The sequence below is a fragment of the Elizabethkingia occulta genome, from assembly GCF_002023715.1.
In the GTDB taxonomy this organism is placed as follows: domain Bacteria; phylum Bacteroidota; class Bacteroidia; order Flavobacteriales; family Weeksellaceae; genus Elizabethkingia; species Elizabethkingia occulta.
The window spans coordinates 19,371-38,047 of sequence record NZ_MAHX01000017.1 but is presented as its reverse complement, the minus strand read 5'-3'; the positions used below and the strand labels follow the sequence as shown (position 1 = coordinate 38,047).

General features: G+C 34.7%; 19 protein-coding genes and 1 pseudogene. 6 read left to right on the top strand and 14 right to left on the bottom strand.

Annotation, left to right across the window (positions count from 1 at the left end):
- Window positions 1-561 precede the first annotated feature (561 nt).
- From BAZ10_RS13670 to BAZ10_RS13650, 5 genes are all read right to left on the bottom strand, one after another.
- A complete protein-coding gene (locus BAZ10_RS13670) occupies window positions 562-1,854 on the bottom strand; it encodes a hemolysin (RefSeq protein ID WP_078772519.1) in 1,293 nt (430 codons plus the stop codon).
- 362 nt (window positions 1,855-2,216) lie between these two features.
- Window positions 2,217-2,489, bottom strand: coding sequence for a hypothetical protein (locus BAZ10_RS13665; RefSeq protein ID WP_245803817.1), 273 nt, complete (start codon window positions 2,487-2,489; stop codon window positions 2,217-2,219).
- A 28-nt stretch (window positions 2,490-2,517) separates the two neighbouring features.
- Window positions 2,518-3,081, bottom strand: a complete 564-nt coding sequence (locus BAZ10_RS13660) for a hypothetical protein (protein ID WP_245803816.1) — start codon at window positions 3,079-3,081, stop codon at window positions 2,518-2,520.
- Window positions 3,071-3,457 (bottom strand): hypothetical protein, encoded by a 387-nt coding sequence (locus BAZ10_RS13655; RefSeq protein WP_245803815.1) that lies wholly within the window; start codon window positions 3,455-3,457, stop codon window positions 3,071-3,073. Before BAZ10_RS13655 ends, BAZ10_RS13660 begins: the two co-directional genes overlap by 11 nt.
- A 292-nt stretch (window positions 3,458-3,749) precedes the next feature.
- Window positions 3,750-5,048, bottom strand: coding sequence for a BT4734/BF3469 family protein (locus tag BAZ10_RS13650; protein WP_078772517.1), 1,299 nt, complete (start codon window positions 5,046-5,048; stop codon window positions 3,750-3,752).
- Between the two features lie 493 nt (window positions 5,049-5,541).
- On the opposite strand from BAZ10_RS13650, the pseudogene BAZ10_RS13645 reads away from it, so the two are divergent.
- Window positions 5,542-6,264, top strand: a pseudogene (locus tag BAZ10_RS13645) (YifB family Mg chelatase-like AAA ATPase); the annotation flags it as partial.
- Window positions 6,265-6,270: 6 nt separating this feature from the next.
- On the opposite strand, the gene BAZ10_RS13640 reads toward BAZ10_RS13645, so the two are convergent.
- Window positions 6,271-7,392, bottom strand: coding sequence for a DUF3078 domain-containing protein (locus tag BAZ10_RS13640; RefSeq protein ID WP_078772516.1), 1,122 nt, complete (start codon window positions 7,390-7,392; stop codon window positions 6,271-6,273).
- A gap of 167 nt (window positions 7,393-7,559) precedes the next feature.
- Here BAZ10_RS13640 and BAZ10_RS13635 point away from each other — a divergent pair, with 167 nt between their 5' ends.
- The 3 genes from BAZ10_RS13635 to gdhA all read left to right on the top strand — a co-directional run bounded on the left by BAZ10_RS13635 (window position 7,560) and on the right by gdhA (window position 11,024).
- On the top strand, window positions 7,560-8,327 hold the full coding sequence (locus BAZ10_RS13635) for a rhomboid family intramembrane serine protease (RefSeq protein ID WP_009086441.1): 768 nt from the start codon (window positions 7,560-7,562) through the stop codon (window positions 8,325-8,327).
- 37 nt (window positions 8,328-8,364) lie between these two features.
- On the top strand, window positions 8,365-9,474 hold the full coding sequence (gene dprA / locus BAZ10_RS13630; protein WP_078772515.1) for a DNA-processing protein DprA: 1,110 nt from the start codon (window positions 8,365-8,367) through the stop codon (window positions 9,472-9,474).
- 185 nt (window positions 9,475-9,659) lie between these two features.
- Window positions 9,660-11,024 (top strand): NADP-specific glutamate dehydrogenase, encoded by a 1,365-nt coding sequence (gene gdhA / locus BAZ10_RS13625; protein ID WP_078772514.1) that lies wholly within the window; start codon window positions 9,660-9,662, stop codon window positions 11,022-11,024.
- Between the two features lie 89 nt (window positions 11,025-11,113).
- Here the strand turns inward: gdhA and BAZ10_RS13620 are convergent, their stop codons facing one another.
- Together BAZ10_RS13620 and BAZ10_RS13615 are read right to left on the bottom strand one after the other, a co-directional pair.
- Complete coding sequence (locus BAZ10_RS13620; protein WP_078772513.1) at window positions 11,114-11,401, bottom strand: hypothetical protein; 288 nt, start codon at window positions 11,399-11,401, stop codon at window positions 11,114-11,116.
- 124 nt (window positions 11,402-11,525) lie between these two features.
- Window positions 11,526-12,017, bottom strand: a complete 492-nt coding sequence (locus BAZ10_RS13615; RefSeq protein ID WP_078772512.1) for a YkgJ family cysteine cluster protein — start codon at window positions 12,015-12,017, stop codon at window positions 11,526-11,528.
- 93 nt (window positions 12,018-12,110) lie between these two features.
- Here BAZ10_RS13615 and BAZ10_RS13610 point away from each other — a divergent pair, with 93 nt between their 5' ends.
- Entirely contained in the window at window positions 12,111-12,491 is a 381-nt protein-coding gene (locus BAZ10_RS13610; RefSeq protein ID WP_078772579.1) for a group III truncated hemoglobin, read from the top strand.
- Here the strand turns inward: BAZ10_RS13610 and BAZ10_RS13605 are convergent.
- Genes BAZ10_RS13605 through hflX form a run of 3 tightly spaced genes read right to left on the bottom strand, consistent with a single transcriptional unit; the run spans window position 12,488 to window position 15,750 of the window.
- Complete coding sequence (locus tag BAZ10_RS13605) at window positions 12,488-13,219, bottom strand: DNA alkylation repair protein (RefSeq protein WP_078772511.1); 732 nt, start codon at window positions 13,217-13,219, stop codon at window positions 12,488-12,490. The two genes, BAZ10_RS13610 and BAZ10_RS13605, sit on opposite strands and share 4 nt — an antisense overlap.
- Window positions 13,220-13,225: 6 nt before the next feature.
- Window positions 13,226-14,500 (bottom strand): cation:proton antiporter, encoded by a 1,275-nt coding sequence (locus BAZ10_RS13600; RefSeq protein WP_078772510.1) that lies wholly within the window; start codon window positions 14,498-14,500, stop codon window positions 13,226-13,228.
- Between the two features lie 35 nt (window positions 14,501-14,535).
- Window positions 14,536-15,750 (bottom strand): GTPase HflX, encoded by a 1,215-nt coding sequence (hflX, locus tag BAZ10_RS13595; protein ID WP_078772509.1) that lies wholly within the window; start codon window positions 15,748-15,750, stop codon window positions 14,536-14,538.
- A gap of 112 nt (window positions 15,751-15,862) precedes the next feature.
- On the opposite strand from hflX, the gene BAZ10_RS13590 reads away from it, so the two are divergent.
- On the top strand, window positions 15,863-16,138 hold the full coding sequence (locus BAZ10_RS13590) for a hypothetical protein (RefSeq protein ID WP_078772508.1): 276 nt from the start codon (window positions 15,863-15,865) through the stop codon (window positions 16,136-16,138).
- Here the strand turns inward: BAZ10_RS13590 and BAZ10_RS13585 are convergent.
- From BAZ10_RS13585 to lysA, 3 genes are all read right to left on the bottom strand, one after another.
- Window positions 16,135-16,572 (bottom strand): META domain-containing protein, encoded by a 438-nt coding sequence (locus BAZ10_RS13585; protein WP_078772507.1) that lies wholly within the window; start codon window positions 16,570-16,572, stop codon window positions 16,135-16,137. The genes BAZ10_RS13590 and BAZ10_RS13585 overlap by 4 nt on opposite strands.
- Complete coding sequence (locus tag BAZ10_RS13580) at window positions 16,569-17,351, bottom strand: energy transducer TonB (protein WP_078772506.1); 783 nt, start codon at window positions 17,349-17,351, stop codon at window positions 16,569-16,571. Before BAZ10_RS13580 ends, BAZ10_RS13585 begins: the two co-directional genes overlap by 4 nt.
- Before the next feature lie 113 nt (window positions 17,352-17,464).
- Window positions 17,465-18,664 carry a diaminopimelate decarboxylase gene (lysA, locus tag BAZ10_RS13575; protein WP_059322798.1) on the bottom strand — a complete coding sequence of 400 codons (1,200 nt, stop codon included), beginning with the start codon at window positions 18,662-18,664 and terminating at the stop codon, window positions 17,465-17,467.
- Window positions 18,665-18,677: the final 13 nt, after the last annotated feature.

Below are 18,677 nucleotides of genomic sequence, written 5' to 3'. Positions count from 1 at the left end.
AGTTCAGTCATTTTGTAATTTGTATTAGTCATGGGTGACTTAATGTCACCCTATTTTATCATTCATATCCATATTTTTAATACAAAAAAATGTTAACCTAAGTTATTTCAAACTAAAACTATTAGCATCTATAACAAATTTTACTTAAATAGGTGACTTTTTCGAGCTGTGGGAACATAGCTCGTTTTTTTTGTGAGCATGTCCATTATTTTAATGAAGATAGATTGCTTAATATGAAAATATACCCATTACATTCATACCCTAGTAAGTATACTTTATAATAGTATTGAAATGGGTACATTTAGCCTGTCTATAGCTTATAATTTTTCCAGTATGGTTCACTGTCAATTGTTAAAATATTCAACATAAAAACTGGGAGAGAACAATACTGAAATAATAACATAAAGTATATTCTAGACCCAAGTATATTTGTATCATATAGAGTTACATATGTAATTAAAGATATAAACCTAAAATTTTATCATAGATCCTCTTCTTAAGTATTATATTTAATATTTAAAAAAGTAAAAGCCAGCTTTTACAAGTCTGACTTTTATTATTTTATCGTCTACCTCCATTTCCAAAACCACTTCCTGGGTTGGTATCTGGATTGGGGTTAGGTTTAAATCCATTGTCTGGTCTAGATGAACCTCCATTTGAATTCTCACGATCTCCATTATAAAGAATAGCAGGAGGAGTATAAAGTTTATCATCTTTTACTGAACGTATTTGAGTATAAACAGGATATCCATAAAAGTTACTATTATATATAACCTTAAACATTGAATAAAGATTATCAAGAGAAGTCCCCCAATAAGACTCCACTCCTGAATCTCCAGTTGAAAATACAGTTACTGTTGATTTGGATAGAACTCTTTTAATTTCTTCACTATATTCAGCTTTTCCAGAAATTTTCCATGCATCAAATGTTGCCTCAATTGTTCTTTTTACCTCAGAGTATGAGTATTCACTTTCTATTGCTAAATAGGCAAATTTCCCATATGACATTTGCTTAATAAAATAAGGTTCACCGCTTGCAAAATACTGGCTTGGTGTACCAGATATTGATGATCCAAAACCATTTCTTCCACCTCCTGAACCATTTGATCCTGCATTTTGTAAATCTTTGTTAATATCGCCCGATTTAAAAAAGCCATCTCTATTTTGATCAAAAAGAACATCAAAGGATGTACTAACAAGTCTAGCAAAATATATACTACTATATTTCTGGTTATGCTTATTTTCAGTCATTTTTGTAGAGAAAAGCCCACCTAATTTTGTGTTAAATGAAAAAGCTTTCTTTACATCTTCATAATTGTAAACCTCTGTTGCAGAGTAATCTACTTCTTTCTTGTATCCAGAATTAATATAATTAGTAAAATTAGTAGAATTTAGAGCCTCGGATATTTTCCTATTATAATTTGATAATCCCTTAGAGCTATCTATATCTTCTATCGTATAAGGCATAGGGAACATGAAGTTTAAATCATAAGGACTTTTATCATACTTAATTTCAGCATCAAATGCATAGCTATCTATACTAGGCTTAGGGAATACAGCTCCAGGATATACATTTGCACTATTGATAAAGATATTTCCATTTGCTGTTCCTAGATTACCATTAGAAGCACTCATGTTTAAGGTGTTTACTCCAACATTTAAATCCCCTAAGAAGATATCATTTTGGTTTTGTTTTGTTTGAACATCCCATGAAAAGGGTTTATTATCAAATCGACCAGTTTTTCCATTAAGATCGTTCCCTTTTGTAAATCTTCCATTTTCATCCCTGTTACACGATATTGAACATAATCCGATGCCAATCCCCAGCAAAAATAATAAATGCTTTTTTTTCATATAATAATTTTAAAAATGTTGTTTAGTATTTGTTTTAAAGAAAAGAGATCCTACAAAAATTAGGATCTCAAACTCTAAACATGATAGCATAAAACTTATCACACTTTTCAAATTTATTTTTTTTGTATAGTAACATTCAAATAATGTACAAAAGGAATTCGGTAATTATTAATTCCATTCTTTTCATTATTTAAATAGTAGTACTCTCTTTAACTTGTTCTTTTTTTAAATTATTATACTGTACAACATATCTTATTACAATAGATGCATTTTGTGAAATTTACGCTTAGCAGATAGAAAGAAAATAACCTTTGCCAAGATTGACAAAGGCTAATCTTTTATGATAATAGAATCTTTATTGCTTACAAAACCGTCTTAGATTCCTTTGCTTGAGATGCCTCTATAAAATAGAACCCTTGTTGCTTATAGATTACTTTCTTACCACAGGCATCCAGATAATAAGTTGCAGAAGCTGATGCTCTAACTTCATCAATGATTCTAACTTTGTCTTCTGGACAACCTTGTTCGAGAGCAACTGTTTTGATGAGGTTTCCCTTTGTTGTTCCTGAGATACTCCTTACATATGCTCCACAAGATGATAAGGAAAGAATAGCGATCCCTAAGGATAAATACATGTTTTTCATATTGTTGAAATTTAAATTGTTATAGTTTTCTTTTATAATACTTTACAGAGCCATTCTTAGTAAAGTACTCACTTAGTTCATCATCAGTCATTTCATTTCCAATGCTATCTATACTGAAAAGACTAAAGGTTGAAACAATCATATTTCCATTATCATCTAATTCAACTTTTACCGACATCTTTTCACCAATCTCTCTATTAGTAGATTGTGGATAGGTAAAGATTGAATAAAGCCTTAGTTCATTTCCAGAAGTCTTGTAGGTATACTCATCGGTACGATCCACATTGAATTTCTCCTTTGTCCCGTCCAGATATTTAAAACTGAGTCCTTTTCCAGTAGTAGTTCTACCAATTGACAGATCAGGAAACTCAGACATTTTATAATACCTCTCGTCTCGTACCTCATACCAGTCTCCAATAATCTTTTCATCAAGTGTTACCTTATGATCTTGCCAGTTCCTATTACACACTATAGAATCGTTTGAATTCTCATTAGATTTGTTATCTATAGCTTTATTTTTCGGCTGTTCACAAGAAAGCATTACCAGAGCTATAGAGCAGTAGTATAATATCTTAGTTCCCATAGGTAGCAATGAGTTTATCCAGATAATCCATAAATCCTCTCAGGTAGTTTACCCAACCACGAGTAGCTTCTGTAGAAGAGAAATCAGTTCGTACAGATGAGGTTTCAATATCCCTTAACTGTTTTCGGATATACTCGTCATGCTTCTCTGGAAACTGTATGTTGTTGTTAATGATGAAATCCAGCTTTCTGTTAACACCATCCATCATTACCTGAAAGGCTCTTTTGTTATTGTTATACTGGTTCTGCTTATTGGTTAATGCTCTGAGTGTGAAGTCCTGATCTGTGGGATCAATCCAGCCAGTCCTATTTCTTTGAGCGTTAATCATAATGCCCATCGATAGGAAGAGAAGTAGGGAGAATGAAAATCTTGCCATATTCTATGTATTATTGGTTAATCATAACAATTGATAGAATACCAATAAAAAAAGCGAGGAACTTTCCACGCTTTAGTAATACAGGCTCGGCAAAGCCTTGACACATAAAACAGGAAGCCCTCGCCATATAATAGCAAGGAGCTAAACTGTTTGCATTTTGTGTCAATTTTGAATTTTGCCGATTCGTATTACAAAAGCAAAAGCTTATCTCTTTTTTCGTTGATGTACTTGAAGCAAATATACAACTTTCAGGATAGTCATAAAAGCTTATTTTAGCTCTTTATAAACACTTCTATGAACGAAATGTATTCTGAGTTGATTTCAGTAAAGAAACTTCCATTTGACAGCTTGAAATAGCTAAAGGAGGGAGAGTCATCTCTTTTAAATACTTTTTCAAATCGGTATAATACTTTTGAACAGTCTTTTTATTTTTACCAGTAACTTTTTTGATCTTGTCTATTGTCATTTTACCATATTGTTTAATATCCCAATTTTTCATCACCGTTAGTAATTCTTGTTTTGTTTTATCGACCTTATCTTTTCCCATCTGTATTGCGTTAAGCTGTCTTTTCTCAGTTGTAGTTAGATTCTTGGAACTATCATAGATAAATCTTCTGCTTGCATTTAACTTAGGCTGTATATCTTTCCTTTTATTATACACCTTATTTAATGTTGTATTGACTTCTGTACTTGATAATTGAGGTCTCATAACCTTAGCATTAACTGTTTGTAAGTATTTCAATGTGAGGGCCTTGGGGGCATTCTTATTTAATGCTACCAACTGGCATGCAATACTCTTTAAAATTGACTCTCTTTTGCCAATATTGATAGCCTTAAAAGGAATAAAGACTTGAGCATATTTCAGTTTGTTATCCTTTCCAAGATCATGGAAGCCATTCTCATCAAATTGTATATCCAATGGTTGCAATAGCTCATTTAAATTGTTAAATCTCAATTTAGACCCATTACATTCATACCCTAATAAATTATCTTTAATAATAGTATTGAAATGGGTACTTTTTGTTGAGTCTACTATAGCTTCTGTATCATCTGGCAACAACTCTTGTATTGGAATAATCTCTGTATTATCATTATAATAGGCATTTGGATCATATGTAAGTACTGTAAGCCTATCAATGGATACAGCCCTATCATCATATGGAATATCTAATATATTAGCTACTTCATGAGTGGCTATTTTTAAGTTCTCTGAGGTTAAACCCTCAACTTTTACAACTATCGATACCCCTGTGTTGGATAGGCTTCTCCAGTAAGCACAAACATAGCTGGTATTAATCTCAAAATCTTCCTCAGTATACCCATCGACATCTATATATAAATAGCCTGTTGGAGAAGACATATTACTCCCTTTAATATAACCATTTGCAAAATTAAAGCCTACTGAAACAGCAGGCATTCTATTGATTTTAATATTCTTGTATTCTTCAGAATTTCGTTCTAATGTTCTGGCATGATTTACCAATTTAATATGTTCTGAAGGAGGATTCTTAATGAACTTTACAACGTCTCCTATATTCTGAAATGAATCCGTGATTTGCCTTTTCTTACAGCTTTCTATTTTATTTATCATACTATATGTTTATTTTAAATGAAAAATCCCAACGATTACCGTAAGGATGTGTATAAAAGAATCAATAGAAAAGCCTCCCAAAGCCATAGCTTTAGTCCTTTTATTGTAGAGGACATGCTCTCGAATCATTGAAACTGAAATAAGCTTCGTGAAGCACCGTGGAGAAAGGTCTCTCGGTTGCTAGCCTTTAAGGAGACTTCTCTATAGATTCCTAATAGTGATTTAGTAAATTAACCAGCTAACTTTGAATATATAATATGGAACTTTGGAATAAACAGTATTTAATAATCTATATTTCTATTATGTTAATAACACAACATAGAATATATTTATTAAGTAAAAAACTTTGAAAGAAATATTAAACTCTGAGAAAATATTCTGTTTGTCAAAAACAGAAATAATAATGCAAATATACGAAAAAAAAACGACATACGCAAATTTTAACAGTTTAAATTTGGTATTTACAAATATTTTTAATATAGAAATATTTAATTATACCCCCACATTCAAAATAACTACTGATGTCGCTCTTGTAGGCGGTGGCAGCTATCCACAGCCCGGAGAAATTTCGCTTGCGCATAATGGTGTACTATTTTTGGATGAAATGCCTGAATTTAAACGCAGTGTACTGGAAGTGATGCGACAGCCTCTCGAAGATCGTGAGGTTAATATATCCAGAGCAAAGTTTACTGTGAACTACCCTGCAAGTTTTATGTTAGTTGCCTCTATGAATCCAAGTCCGTCAGGCTATTTCCCTGACGATCCCAACAATACTTCCTCAACTTTCGAAATGCAAAGGTATATGAACAAGATATCAGGGCCCTTACTGGATCGTATTGATATTCATATAGAAGTTGACAAAGTAGATTTTGAACAACTTTCTGACAAAAAGAAAGGAGAATCCAGCTCTGAAATTCGTCAACGCGTTATTAATGCCCGAAAGCTTCAGTCCGACAGATTTACTGAACTAAACATAAATTACAATGCACAAATGGGTGCAAAAGAAATAGAACAATTCTGTGAACTCAATGAAACATCTCTGAAGTTACTGAAAACAGCTATGGAAAAATTAAACCTTTCTGCCAGAGCCTACGACAGGATACTAAAGGTTGCCAGAACGATTGCCGATCTTGAGGGTTCTCATAATCTGTCTACAGTTCACATTTCGGAAGCCATACAATACAGAAGTCTGGATCGGGAATTTTGGAGCGTCTGAACGTGATTACCCTCTTACTCCAGTTCCAAAAGGTTTGATGAATTTTTTACCATCAGGTCTGTCCTCTGCTTGTAAACCGAGATTATAAGAAATACCTACTCCTAAGGTCTGTTTTAGCTGTAGTTTTTGTATCTGATCATGATCATACAATAAGTCAACAGATATAATAGTAGAAATAAATTTATTGAATTTAATATTAACTACACCTGTATAAGCGATATCAACACGTTCCGGGTGGCTTGTATAACTGGAAAAAAGGTTAAGTTGGTTAGTAAAGCTAAGATCCTTCATAACCTGAACTTTATACATAATGTTTGCCAGTGCACCAAATTCCGTTCTTACACTTTGCCCATTTCTTTCCAAGCCATAGTTACCTGCTACCTGAAGTTTAGGATCTAGAACAAAAGTAAACCTTCCTGTTGCCGGACGGAATATCACCTGAAAATTCTCTTTCGGATTGTAAGAGATACCGAGACCTATATTCAGATAGCCCGGAGCCATAAACTTTGATATTCTGTCATTATAAACCGGTTCTGGTGTTGCAGAATAATTATATCCCGGAGAGAACTGTGAAAGAAACTGGATACCGGCAGACAGGTAATAATTCTTCCTAAGGTCATAACCATAGTTAGACATGATATTGATGTAGTCATCTGTCTTTCTGGAAGACTGCCCTTTAGAAGATACAAGTCCGTAACCTAACTGAAAGTTATTATCGAGAAAGTGTCTTCCTTTTTTATAAATCAGGCTATAATTTACTTTAGCATTTATCCCGACATTATTATTTCCACCTGCATTCCAATTGGAAAAAGCTGCCTGATTGAACAAGACATTATTTTGCCCATATACATACCATCTCCTGAGACTTGGAGACTTCATAATCTGGTAAGGAGTTACCGGAATTGGCTCTGTCAGGGCTCCTATAACTACAGGCTGCTGAATAATAATAGTATCTATTTTTATTCTTGGAATTTTCACCATGCTGAAATTGGAAAGACTATCAACGTTTACGCTATTTTCTTTCCATTTAGCCTGATTAATAGAATCGATAACAGCTTTTGTTTTTGCATGTTGAGCAGAAACCAACATAACAAAGAAGAACAACGTACCTATTAAAACCCTATTCATTTTTTCCAATCTTTTTAAAATTCCTTCAAAAATACAACTTCTTTATAAAAAAAGAAATTTTGTCACCTCTAGGACTATTTAAAAACTAATAAACACTCAATTTATGTCAAAAGATGCCAAAAATAAATCGTAAATAGTATGGCAAAACTTTTGCGCACTTTCACATTATGTTCAAAGGAGTTATACATCCAAAGGCGATTATTATGCCTTTACTTTTTTTAGCCGCAATATGGTTAGGGTTTCTCGTACAGAACCTTGGACTGATCGAAGGTTGTGATGGTGCAATTATACCATTGGTTCCTTCTGGCCTTAAAGGTATTTTCTTTTCTCCTTTCTTACATGGCAGTTGGGAGCATATACTAGGCAACTCTTTACCTTTGGTTGTACTAAGCTCGTTACTTTACCAGTTTTATGGATCCGTAGCTGATAGAGTCATGCTTTATGGCTGGTTATTTTCCGGTTTAGCAGTTTGGATGACACCATCAATTAATTTATTCGACCACCAGACCTATACCTCTTGTATTATTGGTGCCAGTGGTGTTATATATGTATTGGCATTCTTTCTCTTTGCCAGCGGTGTTATTCGATGGAACCTAAAACTATTAACGGTATCGCTTATAGTAGCCCTTTATTATGGTAGTATGATCTGGGGAATGATTCCCGAAGAGCTTCTCTTCACTCTAAGTGAGCCAAGCCGGATTTCCTGGCAATCCCATTTATCCGGAGCAGTTATAGGAGTTATTATGGCATTCATCTATAAAGATAAGGGAGAAAAAAGGAAAAAATTCATTTGGGAATATCCTGAGTACTACAACGAAAAAGATGATATTCTTTGGCAAAAATATATTCAGGAAAACCCGGAAGACTTCAGAGAACTACCTTACAGAAAAAAAGAAGATATTTGGGATTTCTTAGATGAAATAAGAAATAAATAATTAATAATTTTCTTATTTTTAAGGAAATACATTTGAAATGTTTTCCGAAGAACATCTTTATTCTATAGCACTAAGACATTGCCCGCAAATCGGTGATTTACACTTCAAGAAAATAGTTACCACAATTGGTTCAGCAAAAGAAGCGTGGAGCCTTCCCCGACGTGAACTTGTCAAATTGTATGGTATCGGAAACAAAATAGTGGAAGACATAGGGAAAGATTCCCATTTACAATTTGCAGAAAGAGAACTAGAGTTCTGCTATAAGAATAACATTCAGATCCTACTTTCTCATCAGGGAAATTTCCCGGAATTATTATATCAGTGTGATGACACACCGGCTATACTCTATCAGAAAGGAAAATTTGACCACCACAGGACAAATATTAGCATCGTAGGCACAAGAAAAAGCTCGAAGTACGGAAAAGAGTTTATCATCGAACTTTTGTATTCTCTAAAAGATAACAATATCCAAACAGTAAGTGGACTTGCCATAGGCACAGACACTTGTACACATGAAGAATCTTTAAAAAACAACATTCCCACTGTCGCAGTACTAGCACATGGTTTTCATATGCTGTATCCTGATAAAAACAGAAAATTAGCTGATAAAATCATGGAACTCAACGGCTGTCTTTTTACTGAATTCAATTCATCACAGCCACCGATAAGAGAAAGCTTTATCCAAAGAAACAGAATTATTGCTGGTATATCACCCTCCACAATCATAACAGAAACGGCTTATGGCGGAGGCTCTGTAAGCACAGCTAATTATGCCAATATATATAACCGCGAAGTACTGGCTCTTCCGGGGCCCATTGAAGATAAGTACAGCCAAGGATGCAATCTTTTGATCTCGCAAAGCAAAGCAAGAATTATTGTTTCCGTTTCTGATACGATTGACTATCTTGGTCTTGCTACCAAGTCTGTGGAACAACTCCCGTTATTTCATAAAAAAGAGATCCCCACAAACCTTACATCGGAGCAACAACTGATCCTATCCGCTATTGCGGATTATCCTAATATAAATCCGGATGAAATTGCCGAAAAAGTATCTCTTCCTGTTTATAAAATTCTACCCATAATATTGGATCTGGAACTTTTGGGGTACATTAAAGCCTCTTCCGGGAGACAATATTTCCCAAGCTGAGAATTAACAATTTCTTAATATTATATTATTTAATGAATAAAGAATGAAACTTTCTAACAAACAAAAGTAAATTGTAAAATTTTTAAAACAAACCCGTATTTTTTTTAAATTTTACTGAAATTCAAAATATTCCTTGGTAGATATGGGAAAAATTTTAACTTTGTTCGGACAAAAATCAAATTCTAATGGAACAATTTAGTGCAGAAGTACAACAGGAAATTGACCGCTTTATGGCTTATATTGAAGCCAAAAACCCTAATGAACCAGAGTTTATCCAAGCCGTACGTGAAGTAGCAGTAACGGTGATTCCGTTCATTCTTTCAAAAGATCAGTACAAAGGATTCAAGCTATTGGAAAGAATGGCTGAACCAGAAAGAGTAATTATTTTCCGTGTTCCATGGTTTGATGATAAAGGAGAAATCCAGGTAAACAGAGGTTTCAGAATTCAGATGAATTCTGCAATCGGACCATATAAAGGAGGGTTACGTTTCCACCCTACAGTTAATCTAAGTGTACTAAAGTTCCTAGCATTTGAACAAGTATTCAAAAACAGCTTAACAACTCTTCCAATGGGTGGAGGAAAAGGTGGTGCAGATTTCGATCCAAGCGGAAAATCTGACAATGAAATTATGCGTTTCTGTCAGGCTTTCATGACAGAACTTTGTAAACATATCGGACCAGATACCGACGTTCCAGCGGGAGATATAGGTGTTGGTGCAAGAGAAATCGGTTACCTATTTGGTCAGTATAAAAAAATAAGAAACGAATTTACCGGTGTACTTACCGGAAAAGGACTTGCATACGGAGGTTCACTTATCCGTCCCGAAGCTACAGGATATGGTGTAGTATATTTCTGCGAGCAGATGCTAAAAACTGTTGGCGAAAGCATTAGCGGTAAAACCTTTGCTGTTTCAGGATTCGGTAACGTAGCATGGGGTGTAATTAAGAAAATTGATCAATTAGGAGGTAAAGCAGTAACTTTATCGGGACCTGATGGATACATTTATGATCCGGAAGGAATTTCTGGGGATAAAATCGACTATTTATTAGAACTTCGTGCTTCCGGAAACAACAGAGCTGAAGATTATGCTAAGAAATATCCTTCTGCAACATTTGTTGCTGGTAAGAGACCATGGGAAGTAAAATGTGATGTTGCTATTCCTTCTGCAACACAGAATGAGTTAGATTTAGAAGACGCTCAAAACCTTGTAGCTAATGGATGTATCTGTGTAACTGAAGCTGCTAACATGCCTTCTACTCTAGATGCTATTAACTACTTCCTGGATAACAAAGTATTGTTCTCTCCTGGTAAAGCGTCTAATGCTGGTGGTGTTGCAACTTCTGGTCTTGAAATGACTCAGAACTCTTTACGTCTTAACTGGTCTTCTGAAGAAGTAGATGCTCGTCTGAAAGAAATCATGATTGGTATCCACAAAGCTTGTAGAGACTATGGTAAAGATGAAGATGGTTATGTAAACTATGTAAAAGGAGCTAACATTGCCGGATTTGTGAAAGTAGCAGAAGCTATGCTTGCACAAGGTGTTGTATAGAAACAAAAAGTAAAATATGAAGAAGTAAAAAGGATGGTTTTGAACCATCCTTTTTATTTTGAAGAAAAACTAAATAGCGAATATTTGGATTATTCAATTTTCTTTTCTTTTTTCTTCTTTTTCTCGTGAGTTGCTTTCGGATCATTTGTTTCCGGCTGCTTCTTGTCATCTGTATTCACATTTGTAGAAGTACTCATTTCTGTTGAAGTTGTTGTCGTAGGCGTCGTCGTCGTCGTTGTTGTGCTTGTAGAAGGTGTTGTTGCTACTTCTGGTATCGTTGTAGTAGTTTTCTTAGTAGTGTCCTGAGTTGTTGACTGAGCAAATGTAGCACCTGTACCTAAAGCCAGTAAAATGGCTGAGAAAAATAACCTTTTCATAATGTTTCGTTTTTAAAATTAATTTTAGTGTTCAGTTTTAAAACGATCATTATCTATTTGAAATTGTTCACATTATATAACTTTAACGCACTTTGACATTATTTAATATTCATTGGGAATACGTTTACTTTTTTTCCAAATTTCTTCTAATTTTCTCTACGAAGGCATAGGCTGCAGGACATATAATCGTGTTCTTTAATGTAAGATTATTAATCTGGTAAATTTTTTTTCGGTCTGTATGTGGATATTCACGGCAAGCTTTAGGTCTTACCTCATAAATAGAACACTTATTATCATCCATCAGAAAAAAACAAGGCAAGGACTGCAAAACTTTATCCTGATCTTCATCCACTCTTAGAAACTTGTCTTCAAAATCAGAAGCTTTCATACGGAGATGTTTCGAAACCCGCTCTATATCTTTTTCAGTAAATAAGGGTCCTGTTGTTTTACAACAATTGGCACATTGCAGACAGTCAATTTCCTCGAAAACCTCATCGTGAGTTTCCTGTACAACATAATCCAGATTTTTAGGAGGTTTCTTTTTAAGAGAATCCAGAAACTTTTTATGTTCTTTATGTTTTAGCTTAGCCTGTTCGGCATAATATTTTAAATTCATAATAAGCTACAAAATTAAGGATATGTAATTAATCAGTCTTCAAAATTTTGTAAAGCATTGCTTCTCATTGTACCTTTGATGAAAATAGTGGAAATGAATGACCTGGAAACCAGAGAAGATATAGAATTATTGGTGAACAAATTCTATCAGAAAATTCAGACAGACAACAAGATAGGCTTATTCTTCAACGACATTGGTAAAGTCGACTGGAGCAAGCATTTACCCAAGATGTATGACTTTTGGGAATCTATTCTTTTTGGTCAAATGACTTATAAAGGAAATCCAATGCGTGTTCATTTTCCAATTAATGAAGTAAAAGCTATTGATAAAGAGCATTTTGAACATTGGATAAAGCTGTGGTCAGAAACAGTAGAAGAAAACTTCTCTGGAAAAAATGCGGACTTAGCTATATACAAGGCCAATAATATTGCCAATCTTATGGCTTATAAAATGGAAATGGCGAGAAAACTCTAAATATTTCCCTTAAGATAATCTTGTCTGAGCTCCTCATCTAACTTTTCAATAGCATAACGAAGACTTGTTCTCGGCATTTCTTTATAATATTTATCCAGGAAACTCAACAGCACGCTTTCATCCTTCTTCCCTATTTCCCGAAGCATCCAACCATTAGCTTTATGCATCAGATCATGCGGATGTTTAAGATTATTGAGTACTAGTTTCTGTGTCAGTTCGTAATGTTTATGCTTTATAGACCAGAATGAACCTACAACTGCTACTCTCTTCTTCCACATATTCTCATCCGAAGAGAGTCTGTATAATATTTCTTCCTCATCGTTGCGAAAAGCATAATCTCCCAATATTTTGTGCGCAGAAGAGTCCACAATATCCCAGTTGTTTACATATTCAAGATGATTGAGATAAAAATCTACCAACTGCCTTTTTTCTGTCCTGTTTTTTGCTTTTTCATATTTAGCTACCAGAATAAAGATTGCCGTTAAGCGCATTTCGTGCACTTCAGACTTCAATACATCCGAAAGCTCTTGCAATGAAATCTCTTTATAAAATTCTTTCGCTATACTTCGCTGATCTGGAACAGAAACACCATAGAATATATCTCCTTCTCCATACTCCCCTTTTCCGGTTTTGAAATATCGCGGCATCTGAACAGCCCTTTCTGGCGTGGACAGCATCTGGAGAGCTTCTTCTATCTGTCGTCCTATATGATCAGCTTTTCCTTTCATATATTATTACTCTGTAATCTGTTCCTGTTCTTTCTCTTCGTTTGCAATCTTCTTAGGGTTGGCCACCTTACCAATAGTAAGTCCCTGCACAATAATAGAGAATACTACAACAAAGTAAGTAATACTAAGGATAGCTGTACTGTATTCATTCTTCGGAATAGACATTGCCAAAGCAATGGAAACTCCCCCACGAATTCCTCCCCATATCAAAACCTTAATCGTTTGTGGGCTGAATCGGCTTCTGAAAGACATAAACTGCGTTGGCCCCCATATAGAAATAACTCTCGCTAATAACACCACAACTATGGCTATCATTCCTGGGATTATAAAGTTCTGAAGATCCTTTATCATTAAAAGTTCAAAACCTATAAAAAGGAATAAAACAGCATTCAGAATTTCATCTATCAATTCCCAGAATTTAATAAGGTAATCCTGCGTAACAGATTTCATTTTGAAATTAACATTGAAATTCCCCATAAACAAACCTGCAGCAACCATCGTTAATGGCCCTGAAATATGCAGTTGTCGTGCAATAAGATAGCCTCCCATTACTACGGATAGTGTAACAAGTACGGAAATAATATAGTCATCCACCTCTCTCATCAGTCGGGAAGTAACCCAACCTAATAAAACGCCGAGTAACAATCCGCCGCCAGCTTCATGGAGTAATAAAAGAGAGATATTCTCTATTCCAAGGTCTACTTCTTTACCCACAGCCAGCTGCAATACTACTGTAAAAACAACGACAGCCATACCATCATTGAATAAAGATTCTCCGGCAACCTTTGTTTCGAGTGATTTAGACACTTTTGCCTGCTTCAGGATACTAAGTACTGCGACAGGATCAGTTGGTGAAATCAAGGCTCCAAATACAAGACAATACAGAAAAGGAATATGTACTCCTACAAGTGGAAATATATAATAAACCCCGAATCCAACTACAAAAGTGGAAATGACAACACCTACTGTTGAAAATATAAAGACCGGCCGGAATTGTTCCTTTAGATCATTTATATTGATATGAATCCCACCGGCAAATAATAAAAAGTTAAGCATTGCGCCCATCAATACCTCTGTAAAGTCAATACTATCCATCAGACGATTTAGCCTTACAAATGTTTTAGGCAATACACTTTCCCCGAATAGCACCAGAAATGTTGAAACTGCAATCGCTATTACCATAATCCCTATCGTACTGGGAAGCTTCAGAAATCTGTAATTGATATAGGCAAAAATAGATGCCAGCACTATGAGTGCAGAAAACGAATAATATAACTCCATTCTTATTTTTTCTTCTTTTTGTGTTTTTTAATTTATTATTCTACTTCTTCATCATCATAATATTCAAAAAGGAAATCGTTATACGGGAATCTTGAGATATGGATTTTCAGTACCTCATCATAAATCATTTTTTTCATCTCAGGGAAGTTTTCCTTCGTAAGGGCAGAAATGAAAACAGTAGGATGCTTAGACTTTGCCATCCATGTATTTTTCCACTCTTCCAGGGAAATATTTTTGCGGGTTGCTGGCGTCAGATCATCTTCAGCTTTTTTCTCATAGCTGAAATCATCTATTTTATTGAACACCATAAGCACAGGCTTTTTGTGTGCATCTATTTCCTGTAAAATTTCGTTTACTGAATTAACGTGGTCTTCAAAACTTTCATGTGATATATCTACAACATGAATCAATAAATCTGCCTCACGCACCTCATCCAATGTTGATTTGAAAGATTCTACCAACTGTGTTGGCAGCTTACGAATAAATCCTACAGTATCTGTTAACAAAAAGGGAAGATTACCTATTACTACCTTTCTTACTGTAGTATCCAGAGTTGCAAAAAGTTTGTTTTCTGCAAATACTTCAGATTTGGATAAGGAATTCATCAGAGTAGATTTTCCCACATTGGTATAGCCTACCAAAGCAACACGAACCATTTTTCCACGGTTATTTCTCTGGGTTGCCATCTGGCGGTCTATTGTTTTCAGTTTATCTTTTAGTAATGATATTCTGTCACGGATAATACGACGGTCAGTTTCAATCTCAGTTTCACCAGGTCCTCTCATCCCGATACCACCACGCTGACGCTCCAAGTGGGTCCACATTCTGGTAAGACGTGGTAATAGATATTCGTATTGTGCAAGTTCTACCTGCGTTCTTGCATAGGATGTCTGAGCACGTTGAGCGAAAATATCCAGAATAAGATTGGTTCTATCCAGAATTTTAACTTCTATATCTCTTTCAAGATTCTTTAACTGAGAAGGAGAAAGTTCATCATCAAAAATAACAGTTCCTATCTCATTTTCCTTTACATAGTCTCGAATTTCTTCAGCTTTACCTTTACCTACAAATGTTTTAGAGTCCGGCTGGGACATTTTCTGGGTAAATCTTTTTTCGACTGTAGCTCCTGCTGTGTAAGCAAGAAACTCCAGTTCGTCCATATATTCTTTTAGTTTTTCCTCATCCTGATCTTTGGTAATAAGACCTACCAAGACCGCCTTTTCATACTGATGTTCTTTTTTTTCTAGCATATACAAAAATAAGAATTGTGAAATAAAGTTTACAGAATTAAATATAAAACATATTTTAACCCTTAGTAACACTGTTATGTATAATTATACTTTTTATTAATTTTATAGTGTTATGAGAGACGAAATACAAATATTAAAAGATTATCTACAAAAGGTATTAAAACTGGAATACCTTCCGGAGGATAATTCCGGCAATCTTTGCTTTGTACACAAAAATCCGGAGCTCAGAAATGAGTTCTGGATAGTTTTTTCTAATAGCGATTTGCTAAAATATTTTAAAAATATAGCGCACTACCATAAGGATGCTGATATATTTCTGGTAAACTCCAATGAAATAAAGCTTCCCAGAAATGCTGATATATTCTGGCAGATTATTTCTTCTGATTAATCCCAGTCGGCTGCTACAAATTTCATTTCTTCACCATCTATGTTTCTCAGTGTAAGAAAATGTCCTTCTACACTATAAAACTTCATTGTCGGAAAAAGGGCTATAAACTGATTTTCTAAATCAAGGTGATTCGGACAAAACATTTTTGTTCCGGAAAGACCAGACACAGACAGCTTATTCCCGTTTGTTTCATTCAGTCGAAATCTTAGGTTATTACACCCCATAAAAGCGGAATAGCCTATAGCCCCTACTTCTCTGTTTGTTAAATCTACAGATGCTTTTGCATGTATGAGTTCGTCTTTAGAAAACTCCTTCATAGAAACAAGCATCCATTGTCGTTTAAGGTTGGTACCTATTTCTTTCTGAGTGGTGGCACACCCAGTAACACAAATCGTTACCAGCATAAATCCAATAACGGCTAAAATTCTTTTCATTGATTGTTGTCTTTGTTTGTTTTATCATAATTGTATCCCACCGACATCCCCATTCCGTATTCAAAATGATAAGCCATAGGAACTCCGTTTCTCATTGCTGGTTTCCAGGTAGTTTTTATTCTTTTAAATGTCCGCATCGTTTCCCATACAAAATTCTGCTCCATTATTTTGGGCCACACTGTAAGGTTGTTCATTTCTCCTTTTTCATTGATATCAAAGTTCAGTAAAATACTTCCCTGAATATCAAAATCCCTAAATATGGTATAGAATTCTCTGTGAATCGTATTAATCATCGCTTGCTTACCGCCGGGAAATTCTGGTAATTTAAAGTTTTCTACAGAATTAAGCCCCTCTTTATAATTTCCGAATAAGTCATACGGGAAAATATAAATTTCTGCTATAGCCGGAACCAGTCTTCCTTGATGTACTCCGGGATTCCAGTTTTTAAGATCTTTTACAACATTATTAGCTAATACACGTGCACATTCATTTTTTGCGTTGATTAATGAATCTACATTCTTAAGTTTTTCTGTTCTTCCGTCAGGATAAATTTTAAGTTTCAGCTTATAGTACTGATTCGGATCATCCTGACCACAAGCTTTTATTTTATTTTGTTCTATAACATTATGTACATCATGATAAAAAGCCTTTAATCCTCCTTTATAAAAGACCTGATCATCAGGGTATTTATCCAATACAAATTCTTTGAGCTTTTCAGAACTTTGAGAAAAAAACAGGTTACACATAAGTGTAAAAACTAATAATAGCTGTGATTTCATATTTTGGTGTTGGGTTTATTAATAATAGCTTTTTGAGAATAAATAAAAGGCATTAAAGAGTCTGCTAATATAGTCTTTAATGCCTTTATATCGTATTATCCGAATGTTAAAAATTACAACACTTCGATCTGATTTTTGAGAAGATCTTCAAAAACATCTCTTTTTCTGATCAAGTGTACATTTCCGTCCATTACCATTACTTCAGCAGGCTTTAAGCGACTATTGAAGTTAGAACTCATTTCAAAACCATAAGCTCCTGCATTTCTGAAGACAAGGATATCTCCCTCTCTTACTTCATTTATTTTTCTGTCCCATGCAAAAGTATCCGTTTCACAAATATTCCCAACAACAGTATAGATGCGCTCTGGCCCTGTAGGGTTGGAAAGGTTTTCTATTTTGTGGTATGAATCATAGAACATTGGACGGATCAAGTGATTGAATCCTGAATTAACACCAACAAAAACAGTTGCTGTAGTCTGCTTGATAACATTAGTTCTTACAAGGAAATGTCCGCTTTCACTTACCAGATATTTCCCCGGCTCGAACCATAGTTCAAAATCTTTTCCTGTTTCTTTTTTGAAATTGTTCACTGCTTTCAGAACTTTTTTACCCAATGTTTTCACATCAGTTTCCAGTTCTCCTTCCTGATATGGCACCTTGAAACCACTTCCCATATCTATATATTTAAGATTCGGGAAGTCCTCCACCATCTCAAACATTATTTCAAGACCCTGGATAAAGACATCGATATCTTTAATCTCGCTTCCGGTATGCATATGTAAGCCTTCAACATTTAGTCCTGTTGTTTTTACAATACGCTGAATGTGTCTAAGCTGGTGAATAGAAATACCAAATTTACTATCGATATGTCCGGTAGAGATTTTGTAGTTACCTCCGGCAAAAATATGTGGATTGATTCTTATAAATACCGGATATGTATTACCATATTTATTTCCGAATTGCTCAAGAATAGAAATATTATCAATATTGATGTGTACACCAAGCTTCATTGCTGCTTCAATCTCAGTAATATCCACACAGTTTGGTGTAAACAATATTTTCTCTGGTGTAAATCCAGCCTTAATACCCAAATTCACCTCATTAATGCTCACACAGTCGATATTAGCACCTAACTTTTGTATGTACTTCAGAATGTTGATATTGGTTAAAGCCTTTGCTGCATAGAAAAATCTGGTTTTATCATCGAACGATTTGGTAAGCTTTTCATACTGTTCTCTGATTTTATCAGTTTCGTAAACATATACGGGTGTTCCGTACTCTCCTGCAATTTTTAGTAATTCTTGATTTGTCATATGGCTTCTCTTG

What these genes read in the sequence shown, in the direction of transcription:
- BAZ10_RS13670 (WP_078772519.1), bottom strand. Translation starts at nt 1,854, where the DNA reads ATGAAAAAAAAGCATTTATTATTTTTGCTGGGGATTGGCATCGGATTA.
- BAZ10_RS13665 (WP_245803817.1), bottom strand. Translation starts at nt 2,489, where the DNA reads ATGTATTTATCCTTAGGGATCGCTATTCTTTCCTTATCATCTTGTGGA.
- BAZ10_RS13660 (WP_245803816.1), bottom strand. Translation starts at nt 3,081, where the DNA reads ATGGGAACTAAGATATTATACTACTGCTCTATAGCTCTGGTAATGCTT.
- BAZ10_RS13655 (WP_245803815.1), bottom strand. Translation starts at nt 3,457, where the DNA reads ATGGCAAGATTTTCATTCTCCCTACTTCTCTTCCTATCGATGGGCATT.
- BAZ10_RS13650 (WP_078772517.1), bottom strand. Translation starts at nt 5,048, where the DNA reads ATGATAAATAAAATAGAAAGCTGTAAGAAAAGGCAAATCACGGATTCA.
- BAZ10_RS13640 (WP_078772516.1), bottom strand. Translation starts at nt 7,392, where the DNA reads ATGAATAGGGTTTTAATAGGTACGTTGTTCTTCTTTGTTATGTTGGTT.
- BAZ10_RS13635 (WP_009086441.1), top strand. Translation starts at nt 7,560, where the DNA reads ATGTTCAAAGGAGTTATACATCCAAAGGCGATTATTATGCCTTTACTT.
- dprA (WP_078772515.1), top strand. Translation starts at nt 8,365, where the DNA reads ATGTTTTCCGAAGAACATCTTTATTCTATAGCACTAAGACATTGCCCG.
- gdhA (WP_078772514.1), top strand. Translation starts at nt 9,660, where the DNA reads ATGGAACAATTTAGTGCAGAAGTACAACAGGAAATTGACCGCTTTATG.
- BAZ10_RS13620 (WP_078772513.1), bottom strand. Translation starts at nt 11,401, where the DNA reads ATGAAAAGGTTATTTTTCTCAGCCATTTTACTGGCTTTAGGTACAGGT.
- BAZ10_RS13615 (WP_078772512.1), bottom strand. Translation starts at nt 12,017, where the DNA reads ATGAATTTAAAATATTATGCCGAACAGGCTAAGCTAAAACATAAAGAA.
- BAZ10_RS13610 (WP_078772579.1), top strand. Translation starts at nt 12,111, where the DNA reads ATGAATGACCTGGAAACCAGAGAAGATATAGAATTATTGGTGAACAAA.
- BAZ10_RS13605 (WP_078772511.1), bottom strand. Translation starts at nt 13,219, where the DNA reads ATGAAAGGAAAAGCTGATCATATAGGACGACAGATAGAAGAAGCTCTC.
- BAZ10_RS13600 (WP_078772510.1), bottom strand. Translation starts at nt 14,500, where the DNA reads ATGGAGTTATATTATTCGTTTTCTGCACTCATAGTGCTGGCATCTATT.
- hflX (WP_078772509.1), bottom strand. Translation starts at nt 15,750, where the DNA reads ATGCTAGAAAAAAAAGAACATCAGTATGAAAAGGCGGTCTTGGTAGGT.
- BAZ10_RS13590 (WP_078772508.1), top strand. Translation starts at nt 15,863, where the DNA reads ATGAGAGACGAAATACAAATATTAAAAGATTATCTACAAAAGGTATTA.
- BAZ10_RS13585 (WP_078772507.1), bottom strand. Translation starts at nt 16,572, where the DNA reads ATGAAAAGAATTTTAGCCGTTATTGGATTTATGCTGGTAACGATTTGT.
- BAZ10_RS13580 (WP_078772506.1), bottom strand. Translation starts at nt 17,351, where the DNA reads ATGAAATCACAGCTATTATTAGTTTTTACACTTATGTGTAACCTGTTT.
- lysA (WP_059322798.1), bottom strand. Translation starts at nt 18,664, where the DNA reads ATGACAAATCAAGAATTACTAAAAATTGCAGGAGAGTACGGAACACCC.